This is a genomic window from Acidimicrobiales bacterium (assembly GCA_025455885.1).
In the GTDB taxonomy this organism is placed as follows: domain Bacteria; phylum Actinomycetota; class Acidimicrobiia; order Acidimicrobiales; family Acidimicrobilacustridaceae; genus Rhabdothermincola_A.
Window position 1 is genome coordinate 237,718 of record JALOLR010000003.1, and the last position, 13,101, is coordinate 250,818.

Genomic DNA, 13,101 nt, shown 5'->3' on the forward strand with positions numbered 1-13,101 from the left:
GCGACCGATGGATTCGGGCCGCTCGCGTCGTCATGATCGACGACGACCGACACACCCCGACCCCAGGAGGCCCCATGTCGCTGCACCCGTACCTGTTCTTCTCCGGCACCGCCCGCGAGGCCATGACCCGCTACCAGCAGGTGCTCGGCGGCGAGCTCGAGATCATGGCGTTCTCGGAGATCCCCGACGGTGAGGATCCCGGCATGGAGATGGCGCCGGACGCCGTGATGCACGCCGCCCTCACCCTGGACGAGGCCACGATGATCATGGGGTCCGACGACCCGACCGGCGACGGCGGCGGGGTGAAGGGCGTGGCCCTGCACCTCGGCTTCACGGACCTCGACGAGGTGCGTCGCGTGTTCGACGCCCTCGCCGACGGCGGCGAGGTGCAGATGCCGCTCGCGCCGGTCTTCTGGTCGCCGCTGTTCGGGGCGTGCGTGGACCGCTTCGGCGTGTCCTGGATGCTGAGCGGCGAGGTCGAGGACGCCGGCTGACGCGGCGGGTCGACGCCGCTGCTGCGGTGTGGTCGATCCCCTTCGGCGTCGGGTGGGTCAGACCTCGACGGTGTAGGTGTCGCGCCCGGCCTTCAGCAGGGTGCCGGGCACGGCGCCGGTGGCCTCACCGTCGACGATGACGGTCGTGCCGTTGACCAGCACCCGTTCCACGCCGAAGGAGCCGGCGGTGAGGCGCTCGCACCCCCCCGGGAGGTCGGCCACCATGTGGGCGTTCTCGCTGCCCACCGTCTCGGGGTCGATCACCGCGATGTCGGCGGCCTTGCCGACCTCGAGGGTGCCGCGGTCGCGCAGGCCGAACAGCTCGGCGGGCACCTGGGTGATGAGCTGCACGGCCCGCTCGAGCGGCACCAGCTTGCGACCCCGGATCATGTCGCCGAGGAAGCGGGTGGGGTAGGTGGCGCCGCACATGCGGTCGAGGTGGGCGCCGGCGTCGGACCCGCCGATCATCGCCCGGGGGTCGTCCCACGCCTCGGCCCGCATCTTCCAGGTGGCGTCGTCCTTGTCCTTGGGTGCCGGCCACAGGATGGTGCGCAGCTCGTCGGCGGTCACGATGTCGAGCAGGGTGTCGAAGGGCTCGGTGCCCCGCTCGGCGCTGATGTCGGCGACCGTGCGGTTGGAGACGCCTTCGTTCTCCGGCGAGAACGTGTCCCCGATGACGTACTCGTCCCAGTCGGCCAGTCGTCGGTACACGCCTGCTTCCTGGGAGTGCGAGGCCTCGAGCATCCGGGCCCGGACCTCGGGATCGCGGAGGCGGGTGATCCGCTCCTCGACGTCGACCTGGAGGATGTCCTGCCAGCCGGGCAGCAGCCAGATGCCGCAGAACGTGAGGAAGTTCATGTTCATCGGCACGAGTACCGGCATGGTGAGCGCCACGACCCGTCCGCCCAACTCGGCGGCGCGGTCGCCGGCGGACAGCTGGCGGGGTACCCGATCGGCCTCCCGGCTGTCGATGGTGAGCACGTTCCAGTTGAGTGGTCGCTTGGCGGCGGCGCTCATCTCGGCCAGCAGCTCGATCTCGTGGTCCTCGAAGCGGTCGAGGCACCCCGGGACGATGCCCTCGAGGGTGGTGCCCTCGTGCCGGCCGGTCTCGGTGCACAGCGCCATGAGCTCCTCGGTGGTCGACCAGCGGCTCGGCACCGGCTGGCCGTCGCCGTCGCTGTGCGAGCCCGACAGCGTGGTCGAGAACCCCAGCCCGCCGGCCTCGATGGCCGTGCGCAGCTCGGCGACCATCGCCTCGATCTGTTCGGGGCTGGCCTCGTTGCCGACGGCGTCGGCGCCCATCACGTAGCGGCGCAGCGCGCAGTGCCCGACGAGGAACCCGGCGTTGACGGCGATCTTGCCCTCGAACTTCGAAAGGTAGTCGGCGAAGGTCTCCCAGTCCCAGTCGATCTGGCGCAGGGCCGGGAGCGGCATGCCCTCGACCCTCGACATCATCTCCTGGAGGTACTCGGTCTCGGCGGGATCGGGGCGCAGAGGGGCGAGGGTGAAGCCGCAGTTGCCGGCGATCACCGTCGTGACGCCGTGGTTGGCCGAGGGCGACGCGCCCGGGTCCCACATGAGCTGGGCGTCGTAGTGGGTGTGGGGGTCGACCACGCCCGGCATCACGATGCGGCCGGTGGCGTCGGTGACGGTGGTGGCGTCCTCGGCGATGTCGCCGATGGCGACGATGCGCCCGTCGCGGATGCCGACGTCGGCGACCCGGGCCGGGGCCCCGGTGCCGTCGACGACCGTGCCGCCCCTGATGATCTCGTCGAGCATGGCGAACCCCTTCGTTGACGCCGGCGTGCGTCGGCGCACGTTTCTGACGAATCGTCAGATTACACTGCGGCGGTCATCACGCCACCTCGCGCGGCCGACCCGCCGAGGCACCACAGGGGGACAGCTCATGGAGTTCTGGCACAGCACGGCCTTCATCGACCCGACCGAGCTGCCGGCGCTCGCCGTGGCCTGCGAGGACGCCGGCTTCGGCGGCCTGCTCGTCTCGGACCACCTGCTCTATCCCGAGACCATCGCGTCGGCGTACCCCTACCAGGACGACGGCCAGGCGTTCTGGACCGCCGACACCCCGTGGATCGACTCGTGGGTGGCCATCGCCGCCATGGCCGCGGTCACCGAACGGGTGCGGTTCAGCCACGGCATCTACGTCTTCCCGCTGCGCAACCCCGTGGAGGTGGCCAAGCTGGCCGGATCGGCGGCGGTGATGTCCGGGGGCCGCGTCGCCCTCGGCGCGGGGGTGGGCTGGATGGCCGAGGAGTTCGAGATCCTCGGGGAGGACTACACCACCCGGGGACGGCGCACCGACGAGGGCTTCGAGGTGTGCCGCAAGCTGTGGACCGGCGAGAAGGTCAGCCACGACGGCGAGTTCTACTCGTTCCCGCCGGTCACCATGTCCCCCGCCCCTCCGGGGGGGTCGATGCCGATCTGGATCGGCGGGCACTCGGAGCCGGCGCTGCGCCGCTCGGCCCGCAACGACGGATGGGTGGGCAACGCCTACCCCCTCGACGAGGCCGACGCCGTCCTCGACCGACTCGACGCCCATCTGCGCGCCAACGGCCGGCACCTCGGCGACGGCTACGAGTGCATCCTCGGCATCTACTCGCTCGACCCCGACGACTTCCGCCGCTTCGCCGAGCGGGGGGTCACGGGATTCCTGGCCGCCCCGGCGATGTTGGCCGGCTACGACGCCGAGGCCAAGGGCGAGGCCGTCACCCTCGAGGCCCGACTGGCGGCGGTCGCCCGCTTCGGCCAGGACGTCATCGCTCCGCTCGCCGGCTGAGGCGACCCGGCGCGCCCGGCTTCGGCGCGCCCCGCCTCAGCGGGCCCGGGCGGCGAGCGCCGGACGGTCGAGGACCTCGACGCAGCCCCTCGACAGCCGGATGAGGCCCCTCGCCTCGGCGGCGCGCAGGGCGCGGTTGGCGGTGGGCCGCGTGGTGCCGGCCATCGCCGCGATGTCGTCCTGGCGGACCCGGATCTCGATGACGTGCCCCTGGACGCGGCCGAGGATGTCGCACAGCTCGTCGACGCGGCGCAGCACCCGCACCTCGACGGGGACGTAGAGCGACTCGAGGACGTAGCCCATCAGGCGACGCATCTGCATGGCCAGCACGTGCGACATGAAGCGCTCCACGCGGGGGTCGCTGCGGCGGAGCTCCTCGAACTGGCTCCAGGCCAGGGAGCGGCTCTCCACGGGGGTGAGGGCGATGGCCGATCCGATGCGGTGGTGATCGGGCATGAGCATGCCGCCCAGCCCGAACACGTCACCGGGCTGCTGCACGTTGAGGATCACCTGGTCGCCGAGCGGGGAGGCGACCTGGAAGCTCACGAAGCCCTTCTCGATGACGTGGACGGCGTCGCCGGGGTCGCCCTGGTGGAAGATCACCTCGCCGCGGGCGAACCGCCGCCGCCGCATGATCTTCAACAGGGCCGTGCGCTCCTCGTCGCCGACCACCTCGAACAGCGAGCCCGCGTCGCTCATGAGCCGCGCAACCTAGCGGCCCGGCCCTGCCGGCGTGGCGTCGATGCCGACCGGCACGTCCGGCGCGTGTCGGCGGGCACAGATGCCGGCGCCCTTCGCCACGAGGCTGGAGGACGTTCCCGGAGCGCCCCCGGACCGGGACCCGACCTGGCGGGAACCAGGGATCGACGGCCCCGGTGGCGGACCGGGGCCGTCGACGCGCCCCGGTCCGCGTCGTTGTGACGGGCGCCGCAGCTCTGACGTATCGTCAGATCCATGGCAACGACGACGACCGACGCGTACCGACAGCTCATCGGAGGGGAGTGGTCCCCCGGCGGCAACGGCACCTACGAGATCGTCAACCCGGCCACTGAAGGCGTCGTGGCCGAGGCGCCCGAGGCGTCCGCGGACGACGTCCGAGCGGCCGCCGCCGCCGCCGCCGAGGCGTTCCCGGCGTGGAGCCGCACCGCCCCCGAGGAGCGCGCTGCGCTGCTGCGGGCCGCGGGCGCCCGTCTGGCCGAGCGCACCCCGGAGCTGATCCCGCTGGTCATCGCCGAGGCCGGCGCCACGTCCTCGGTGGGGTCGCTCATGCAGATCCCCGTGGCCATCAGCCGCTTCGAGCGCTACGCCCGTGGCGCCATGACCGATCTGACCAAGGGCGTGCCGCCCCAGCCCATCGCCTCCACGCCCCTCGCCCCCGGAGCGCTCATGGGCGGTGTCGTCAACCGGGTGCCTGTCGGCGTCGTGGCCTGCATCTCGCCTTACAACTTCCCCACCACAAACATGGTCGGCAAGATCGCGCCGGCCCTCGCCGTCGGGTGCACGGTCGTCATGAAGCCGGCGCCGCAAGACCCGCTCTGCGTCATCGAGCTCGCCAAGATCCTCGACGAGGTCGGCTTCCCGCCCGGCGTGGTCAACATCGTCACCGGCTCGGCACCCGACGTGGGCGCGGTGCTCGTCGACGACGACAACGTCGACATGGTGAGCTTCACCGGCTCCACGCCCATCGGCATCAAGATCATGGAGGCGGGCGCCCGCACCATGAAGCGCCAGCTCCAGGAGCTCGGCGGCAAGGGGGCCTGCATCGTCACCGAGGACGCGGACCTCGACAAGGCCGTCACCGGCATCGCCTCGGTGTGGGCGTTCCACTCCGGTCAGATCTGCACCGCCCCCACTCGGGTGATCGTGCACCGCAGCCGCTACGACGAGCTGGTGAGCCGCCTGGCGGAGGCGGCCAAGGCCCTCAAGGTCGGCGACCCCCTCGACGCCGACACCGTGGTCGGTCCGGTCATCTCCGCCGTGCAGCGTGACCGCATCCTCGCCCACATCGAGAACGGCATCAGCGAGGGCGCCGAGCTGGTGGTCGACGGGCGCGACCCGGGCATGGACACCGGGTACTACGTCGCGCCGACGCTGCTCGCCGGCTGCAACAACGGCATGAGCCCCGTGCGCGAGGAGATCTTCGGCCCCGTCGTGGTGGTCGTCCCCTTCGACGACGAGGACGAGGCCGTCCGCATCGCCAACGACAGCGACTTCGGCCTGCTCTCCTACGTGTTCTGCGAGGACGGCCCCCGGGCCTACGAGCTGGCCAAGCAGATCCGCTCGGGCACCGTCGGCATCAACACCGTGCAGCGCCACCACGAGGTGCCCTTCGGCGGCTTCAAGCTGTCGGGCGTCGGCCGCGACGGGGGCGACTACGGCCTCGAGGCCTACACCGAGCTCCAGTCGGTCATCTGGCCGGCCTGACGACCACGACGCACTCCACCACGAACCAACGCCGGGCGCACGAGCGCCGGGCCCACCCCCGGGGGGATCCATGAAGGGCATCGTCTACACCGGTGACAAGGGCGCAGAGGTCCTCGACGGCCTCGAGGTGCGCGACGCGGGCCCGGGCGAGGTGATCGTCAAGATCATGGCCGCAGGGGTGTGCCACTCCGACATCACCGCCGCCTCGGGGGCCTTCGGTTGGCCGGCGCCGGCGGTGCTCGGCCACGAGGGCGCCGGCATCGTCGAGCAGGTGGGCACCGGGGTCACCAACGTCGAGGTCGGCGACCACGTCATCATCTCCACGCTCGCCGCCTGCGGGATGTGCAAGGCGTGCGGCGCCGGCAAGCCCACCCGCTGTCGTCAGACGCTCGGCAACATGGCCCAGCCCTTCACCCTCAACGGTGAGGCGTGCTGGAACTTCGCCGCCGCCTCGGTGTTCACCGAGCGGACCGTGATCCGGGCCATCCAGGCCGTCAAGATCCCCAAGGACGTGCCCTTCGAGTCGGCCTGCCTCGTCGGCTGCGGGGTCATGACCGGCGCCGGCGCCGTCATGTACCGCACCAACGTCGAGGTCGGCCAGACCGCCGTCGTGTACGGCTGCGGCGGGGTGGGCCTCAACGCCATCCAGGCCCTGCGGGTTCGCCGCGCCAGCCGCATCATCGCCATCGACGTCGATCCGCAGAAGGAGGACCTGGCCCGCCAGTTCGGCGCCACCGACTTCCTCGACGGCCGGGCCGGCGACATCGTCGACCAGGTGCGCACGCTGGTCCCCTACGAGGACGGGGTGCTGTCGGGCCCCTTCGGTGCCGGTGGGGTCGACTGGGTGTACGACGTGGTGGCCCGACCCGAGGTCACGCTCAACGCCCTGAACATGCTCGACTGGGGGGGCAACGTCGTCATCATCGGCACGCCCGGCGGTGACGCCAGGTTCGAGCTGCCGTACCAGCCGTTCACGCAGAACGAGCGCGGTGTCATCGGCGTGCGGGCCGGGTCCTACAGCCCTCACGTGCACATGCCGCAGATCGTCGAGCTGTACCGGCGGGGCGAGTTCATGCTCGACGAGCTCGTCACCAACACCTACCCCCTCGAGGGCTTCCACGACGCCGTGCACGACATGGAGAGCGGCGGCGTGGCCCGCGGCGTGCTCACCTTCTCCTGACCGCCTCCTGACCGCCGGTTCTCCCCACCCACCCGCCGGGCGCCCCCCACCGACTCCGCCGCATCCGAGAGGACGACGATGGACACCCGCTTCACCGACCAGTTCGCCGTCGTCACGGGCGCGGCGTCCGGCATCGGACGGGCCACCGCCCGGCGCCTCGCCGCCGAGGGGGCCACGGTGGCCTGCCTCGACGTGGTGGCCGATGCGGTCGCCGAGACCGCGGCGCTCATCGCCGACGACGGGGGGACCGCCGTCAGCGCCACCTGTGACGTGAGCTCGTGGACGGCGGTCGAGTCCTCGGTGGCCGGTGTGCTCGCCGAGTTCGGTCGCATCGACGTGCTGTGCAACGTCGCCGGCATCGGGGGCTTCCAGGAGACCCATCTCGCCGACCCGGAGCACTTCGCCCGGATGGTCGCCATCAACCTCACCGGCACCTTCCACATGTGCCGGGCGGTCCTTCCCGACATGGTCGGCCGAGGCGAGGGGTCGATCGTCAACACCGCCTCGACCGCCGGCATCATGGGCCAGCCGTGGAGCGCCGCGTACTGCGCCTCCAAGGGCGGCGTCATCATGCTCACCAAGGCCCTCGCCACCGAGTACGACCTGCCGCTGCGCATCAACGCCGTCGCCCCGGGCGGGGTGGAGACGCCGTTGTACGGGCAGTTCCTGCCGCCCGAGGGCGTCGACTGGAAGCGCATGAAGAAGATGAGCCGGGACAACATCCCCCCGGCCAAGCCCGAGCAGCTGGCTGCCACCTTCGCCTTCGTCGCCAGCCCCGAAGCCTCCAACATGACCGGCGCCGTCGTGGTCTGCGACAGCGGCATCTCGATCTAGTCCGTCACCGACCAACGCTCACCCCCGGGGGAACCGACATGCCGCTCAACGACCACTTCCGTGAGCTCTCCGCCAAGGTCCGCAACTGGGGCCGGTGGGGCGACGACGACCGCCTCGGCACGCTCAACTTCATCGACGCCGAGGCCCGTCGCAACGCCGCGGCCTCGGTGCGCAGCGGCAAGTCGTTCTCGCTCGCCATCCCGCTCGACTTCGACGGACCCCAGCTCGGGTTCATCGGCCGACGCCAGAACCCCCAGCACACGATGCTCGAGATCAACAGCCCCGGCGTGCTCGACCCGGTGTTCCGGTCGAGCGACGACATGATCGTCCTGTGCCTCCAGGCGGGCACCCACTGGGACGGCCTCAGCCACGTGAGCTACGAGGGCCACCTCTACAACGGCGTCCCCGCCGACTCGATCACCGTCGACGGGGCCACCGTGCTCGGCATCGAGCGGGTCGGCACGCTCACCGGGCGCGGCGTGCTGCTCGACATCGCCCGCCTGAAGGGCGTCGACAAGCTCGAGGGCGGCTACGCCGTGACCGGCGACGACCTCGACGCCGCCGCGGAGATGGCCAAGGTGGAGATCGCCTCCGGCGACATCGTGCTGCTGCGCACCGGGGCCATGCAGATGCTCAAGGCCGGCGACAAGATGAGCTACACGATGACCGCCGCGGGCCCGTCGCTGCAGAGCGCCGAGTGGTTCCACCGCAACGAGATCGCTGCGGTGGCCGTGGACAACGGGACCTTCGAGGTGTTCCCGAGCGAGTACGAGGACATGCCCCTGCCGGTGCACCTCATCCACCTCGTCGACATGGGCCTCACCCAGGGCCAGCACTTCGACCTCGAGGCGCTCGCCGCCGACTGCGCCGACGACGGCCAGTACAGCTTCTTCCTCTCTGCCCCGCCCCAGCCCATCACCAACGCCACGGGCTCCCCGGTCAACCCCGTCGCCGTCAAGTAGCCCCTGGCGTGCCGGCGGTGCTGGTCGTTCGGCCGTGCCGGCGGTGCCGGTCGTTCGGCCGTGCCGGACCCGGCAGGGTCCTTCGACCCTGGCTCGCCCCCCAGTGCTTCTCTAGGTTCATGAGTCTGTGACTACAGGACCGTCACACGACCACGGCTGAACGCGAGGGGACCCATGACCGTCATCGACCCGGCCCACATCGACGTGCTCGACCCGGAGCTCTACCAGGGCGACCCGTACCCGGTGTACGCATGGCTCCGCGAGAACGACCCGGTCCACTGGGATCCGAAGAACGAGCTCTGGGTCATCTCCCGGTTCGCCGACGTGATGCAGGTCTCCCTGCACAACGAGATCTTCTGCTCCGGGCAGGGCGTGCGCCCCAAGCAGGACTACGACCTGTCGCTGATCGGGCTCGACGAGCCCCGTCACCTCCAGCAGCGCCGGCTCATCAACCGCGGCTTCACGCCGCGGGCCATCCGGGCTCTCGAGCCCCACCTCCGCGAGATCGTCACCGAGACCCTCGACGCCGTCGCCCACCGGGGCGAGTGCGACTTCGTCGCCGACATCGCGGTGCCGGTGCCCATCGTCATCATCGCCGAGCTCATGGGCCTGCCCGTCGAGGACCGCCACCGCCTGTGGAAGTGGTCCGACGCGATGATGCTGGCCTCCGCCGTCGACGACCCGGCGGATCCGGCCATGGCCGCCGGGGCCCAGGCGTTCGTCGAGTACACGACCTACCTCACCGGCATGCTCGAGACCCGGCGGGCGCTCCTGGCCGAGCACCAGCGGGCCGTCGAGGCCGGCGCCGAAGCGGCGCCGCTGCCCGACGACCTGGTCATGAAGTTGGTGACGGCGTCCGCCGAGGGCGTGCTCGCCGAGGACCAGGACATCCACCACGACGAGCTCCTCGGCTTCCTCGTGCTGTTGGTCGTGGCCGGCAACGAGACCACCCGCAACGCCATGAGCGGGGCCATGAAGGTGCTCTCGGACCACCCCGACCAGTGGCGTCGCCTCGTCGAGGACCCGTCGCTGTTCGACACCGCGGTCGACGAGATGATCCGGTGGGTGTCGCCGGTCATGAACTTCACTCGGACCGCCACCCGGGACACCGACATGCTCGGCCCCCTGATCCGAGAGGGCGAGAAGGTCCTCATGTTGTACCAGTCGGCCAACCGGGACCCCGAGCACTTCGACCGTCCCGACGAGTTCCTCGTCGACCGCTCGCCCAACGACCACCTCGCCTTCGGGATCGGCAACCACTTCTGCCTGGGCATCCACCTCGCCCGGCTCGAGGTGCGCACCGTCTTCGAGGAGATCGCTCGCCGGTTCCCCGACATGCGGGTGCGCGAGGGCGCCGAGCCGGTGTACTCGCGGGCCAACTTCGTGCGGGGTGTCGAGTCGCTTCCCGTGGTGTTCACGCCCGAGAGCTGAGCCGTCGCGAGGTCGTTCGACCCTGGTGTCCCCACCGCCGATCGCCGATGGTGGTCGCATGGCCGGTAACGGTGGTGCGGCAGCGGGCGGCGGGGCGATCTACGGGTTGGGCGTCTTCGGGGCCTGGGTGTACTTCTGGCAGCAGGCCGACTCGTTCTGGGCGTTCGTGCTCGTGTTCTTCCAGGGTCTGCTCTGGCCGGCATGGATGGTCTACGAGGGATTCGCCGCGCTGGGTGCCTGACCCCCCCGGCGGCTTGGGCGTCGTCCGGGGCGAGGTGGCGTGTCGCCGCTCGGGCTCTGACCGTCGTGGGAGGATGACGGCCCGAGAACACCGATCCGGTGGACGACCTGCGCCAGGAGGCACGACGTGAGCGACCAGCCCAACATCCTCGTCATCTGGGGCGACGACATCGGGATCTCGAACCTCTCGTGCTACAGCGACGGGCTGATGGGCTACCGCACGCCCAACATCGACCGGATCGCAGCCGAGGGGGTGCGCTTCACCGACTACTACGGCGAGCAGAGCTGCACCGCCGGTCGCGCCGCGTTCATCACCGGGCAGAACCCGTACCGGACGGGACTCACCAAGGTGGGCATGCCCGGCGCCGACATCGGCCTGCGTCCCGAGGACCCGACGATCGCCACCGCCCTCAAGGCCCAGGGCTACGCCACCGGGCAGTTCGGCAAGAACCACCTGGGCGACCGTGACGAGTTCCTCCCGACGATGCACGGGTTCGACGAGTTCTTCGGGAACCTCTACCACCTCAACGCCGAGGAGGAGCCGGAGCTCGACGACTACCCGGACGCGGAGGACTTCCCGAACTTCCGGGAGCGTTACGGGCCGCGGGGGGTCATCCGCTCGTGGGCCAACGGCGACGGGACACAGCGCATCGAGGACACCGGGCCCCTCACCCGCAAGCGCATGGAGACCTGCGACGACGAGTTCCGTGACGCGGCCGTCGACTTCATGGAGCGCCAGCAGGCGGCCGAGACGCCGTGGTTCGTCTGGTTCAACTCGACCCACATGCACTTCCGCACCCACGTGAAGCCGGGGAGCAAGGGCCGGGCCGGACGCTGGCAGTCCGAGTACCACGACACGATGCTCGACCACGACGACATCGTGGGCGACCTGCTCGACGCCCTCGATCGCCTCGGCGTCGCCGAGAACACGATCGTCCTCTACTCGACCGACAACGGCCCGCACCTCAACACCTGGCCCGACTCGGGCATGACCCCGTTCCGCAACGAGAAGAACTCGAACTGGGAGGGGGCGTACCGGGTGCCGGCGGTGGTGCGGTGGCCGGCCCGCATCCCGGCGGGACGGGTGCTGAACGGCATCTTCAGCCACAACGACTGGTTCGTCACCCTGCTCTCCGCGGTGGGTGCGACCGACATCGCCGACCGACTCAAGGCCGGCGCCGAGTTGAACGGCACCACCTACCGGGTGCACCTCGACGGTCACGACCAGGTCCCCTACCTCACGGGAGAGGTCGACGAGAGCCCTCGGAAGCACTTCTTCTACGTCTCCGACGACGGTGACCTCACCGCGTTGCGCTTCGACAACTGGAAGCTCGTGTTCCTGGAGCAACGGGCCACCGGCACGCTCGCGGTGTGGGCCGAGCCCTACACCGTGCTGCGTGTCCCGAAGATCTTCAACCTCCGCACCGACCCGTTCGAACGGGCCGACATCACGTCGAACACCTACTACGACTGGATGCTCGACCGGGCCTGGATCCTCATGCCGGCCCAGGCGTTCGTGGGGGAGATGCTGCTCACGCTGCTCGAGTTCCCGCCTCGCCAGGCGCCGGCCAGCTTCAGCCTCGAGAAGGTCAGGGCCAAGCTCGAGGCGGGGATCCCCAGCGCGTAGCAGCCGTCGCCCCCGGTCGCCGCACCGCCCAAACGCCCGCGCGGGCGTGAGCGGCTAGGTTGACCAGGTCAACCACGCTCCAGGGGGAAGTGCACCATGGCGATGCCCGAGGGCCTGCCCGTCATCGACACGATGATCGGGTTCCCGGCCAAGGACATGAAGGCGCAGTACGCCTTCATCACCCAGCAGACGAAGGACTCGGAGTCCAAGGAGGACTTCGAGTTCCCCGTCGAGTACATGTTCAAGGCGCCGCCCGACAAGGAGAAGGCGCTGAAGGAGACCGATGACCCGGTCGGCTACACCCTCGAGCAGATGGACGCCTGGGGCGTGGCCAGGGGGATGGTCGGCGTCGGTGGGGGCAACGGTGGCGAGGGCGTCGAGTCGTCGGGCGAGGAGGCGCTGAAGCGCTACCCCGACCGGTTCATCCCGTCGTGCGGGGCCGACCCCAACGACGGCATGAAGGGCATCGAGGCCATCGTGAAGGCCTACGAGACCTGGGGGGTGCGCTCGATCGGCATGTTCCCCGCCGGCACGTTCCCGCAGGTCGCCATCAACGACAAGAAGATGTACCCGATCTACGCCAAGGCCTGCGAGCTCGACATCCCCGTGTTCGTGTGCACCGGCATCCCCGGGCCCCGCATCAAGTTCGCGGTGCAGCACGTCGAGCTCATCGACGAGGTCATGTACGACTTCCCCGAGCTCACCTACGTGAGCCGCCACGGCTGCCAGCCCTGGACCGAGCTCATGGTCAAGCTCATGCTCAAGTGGCCCAACCTCTACTACTCCACGTCGGCGTTCGCCCCGAAGCACTACGACCCGCGCATCATCGACTACGCCAACACCCGCGGCGCCGACAAGGTCATCTACGCCGGGTACTTCCCGATGGGCCTGTCGCTCGAGCGGATCATGACCGAGATGAAGAACGTCCCGTTCAAGGACGAGGTCTGGCCCAAGTTCCTCCACCAGAACGCCGAGAGGGTCCTCAAGCTCTAGCGGGCCCCACCGCCGCGACGATCGATGAGTCGGACGGCTCCGTCGGCCGGCGAGTGGGAGGGCTCGGGCGGGGCGCGGTACTGTCGTCGGCTGATCTGATGGAGCGTCAGATGCCGCGC

12 protein-coding genes are annotated in these 13,101 nt (G+C 70.3%); 10 read left to right on the forward strand and 2 right to left on the reverse strand.

All coding sequences use genetic code 11. The annotated features are described in order from the left end of the window. Window positions 1-74: 74 nt before the first annotated feature. On the forward strand, window positions 75-494 hold the full coding sequence (locus tag MUE36_04180; GenBank protein ID MCU0310125.1) for a VOC family protein: 420 nt from the start codon (window positions 75-77) through the stop codon (window positions 492-494). A 57-nt stretch (window positions 495-551) separates the two neighbouring features. Here the strand turns inward: MUE36_04180 and MUE36_04185 are convergent, their stop codons facing one another. Further along, complete coding sequence (locus tag MUE36_04185) at window positions 552-2,273, reverse strand: amidohydrolase family protein (protein MCU0310126.1); 1,722 nt, start codon at window positions 2,271-2,273, stop codon at window positions 552-554. A gap of 127 nt (window positions 2,274-2,400) precedes the next feature. Between MUE36_04185 and MUE36_04190 the strand changes: the two genes are divergently transcribed. Continuing rightward, window positions 2,401-3,291, forward strand: a complete 891-nt coding sequence (locus MUE36_04190) for a TIGR03619 family F420-dependent LLM class oxidoreductase (protein MCU0310127.1) — start codon at window positions 2,401-2,403, stop codon at window positions 3,289-3,291. 36 nt (window positions 3,292-3,327) lie between these two features. Here MUE36_04190 and MUE36_04195 read toward each other — a convergent pair whose 3' ends face one another. Then, entirely contained in the window at window positions 3,328-3,990 is a 663-nt protein-coding gene (locus tag MUE36_04195; protein ID MCU0310128.1) for a Crp/Fnr family transcriptional regulator, read from the reverse strand. Window positions 3,991-4,245: 255 nt separating this feature from the next. On the opposite strand from MUE36_04195, the gene MUE36_04200 reads away from it, so the two are divergent. The 8 genes from MUE36_04200 (at window position 4,246) to MUE36_04235 (ending at window position 12,982) form a co-directional block, all read left to right on the forward strand. After that, the gene (locus MUE36_04200) at window positions 4,246-5,715 is read left to right on the forward strand and encodes an aldehyde dehydrogenase family protein (GenBank protein ID MCU0310129.1); all 1,470 of its coding nucleotides are present in this window, start codon (window positions 4,246-4,248) and stop codon (window positions 5,713-5,715) included. Window positions 5,716-5,785: 70 nt separating this feature from the next. Then, window positions 5,786-6,895: an alcohol dehydrogenase catalytic domain-containing protein gene (locus MUE36_04205; GenBank protein MCU0310130.1), complete on the forward strand. Its 1,110-nt coding sequence runs from the start codon at window positions 5,786-5,788 to the stop codon at window positions 6,893-6,895. A gap of 78 nt (window positions 6,896-6,973) precedes the next feature. Beyond that, the gene (locus tag MUE36_04210) at window positions 6,974-7,729 is read left to right on the forward strand and encodes an SDR family oxidoreductase (GenBank protein MCU0310131.1); all 756 of its coding nucleotides are present in this window, start codon (window positions 6,974-6,976) and stop codon (window positions 7,727-7,729) included. A gap of 38 nt (window positions 7,730-7,767) precedes the next feature. After that, window positions 7,768-8,691, forward strand: coding sequence for a cyclase family protein (locus MUE36_04215; protein ID MCU0310132.1), 924 nt, complete (start codon window positions 7,768-7,770; stop codon window positions 8,689-8,691). A 174-nt stretch (window positions 8,692-8,865) separates the two neighbouring features. Next, on the forward strand, window positions 8,866-10,122 hold the full coding sequence (locus tag MUE36_04220; protein ID MCU0310133.1) for a cytochrome P450: 1,257 nt from the start codon (window positions 8,866-8,868) through the stop codon (window positions 10,120-10,122). 58 nt (window positions 10,123-10,180) lie between these two features. Then, a complete protein-coding gene (locus MUE36_04225; GenBank protein MCU0310134.1) occupies window positions 10,181-10,363 on the forward strand; it encodes a hypothetical protein in 183 nt (60 codons plus the stop codon). 126 nt (window positions 10,364-10,489) lie between these two features. Then, complete coding sequence (locus MUE36_04230; protein MCU0310135.1) at window positions 10,490-11,989, forward strand: arylsulfatase; 1,500 nt, start codon at window positions 10,490-10,492, stop codon at window positions 11,987-11,989. 96 nt (window positions 11,990-12,085) lie between these two features. Continuing rightward, entirely contained in the window at window positions 12,086-12,982 is an 897-nt protein-coding gene (locus tag MUE36_04235; GenBank protein ID MCU0310136.1) for an amidohydrolase family protein, read from the forward strand. Window positions 12,983-13,101: the final 119 nt, after the last annotated feature.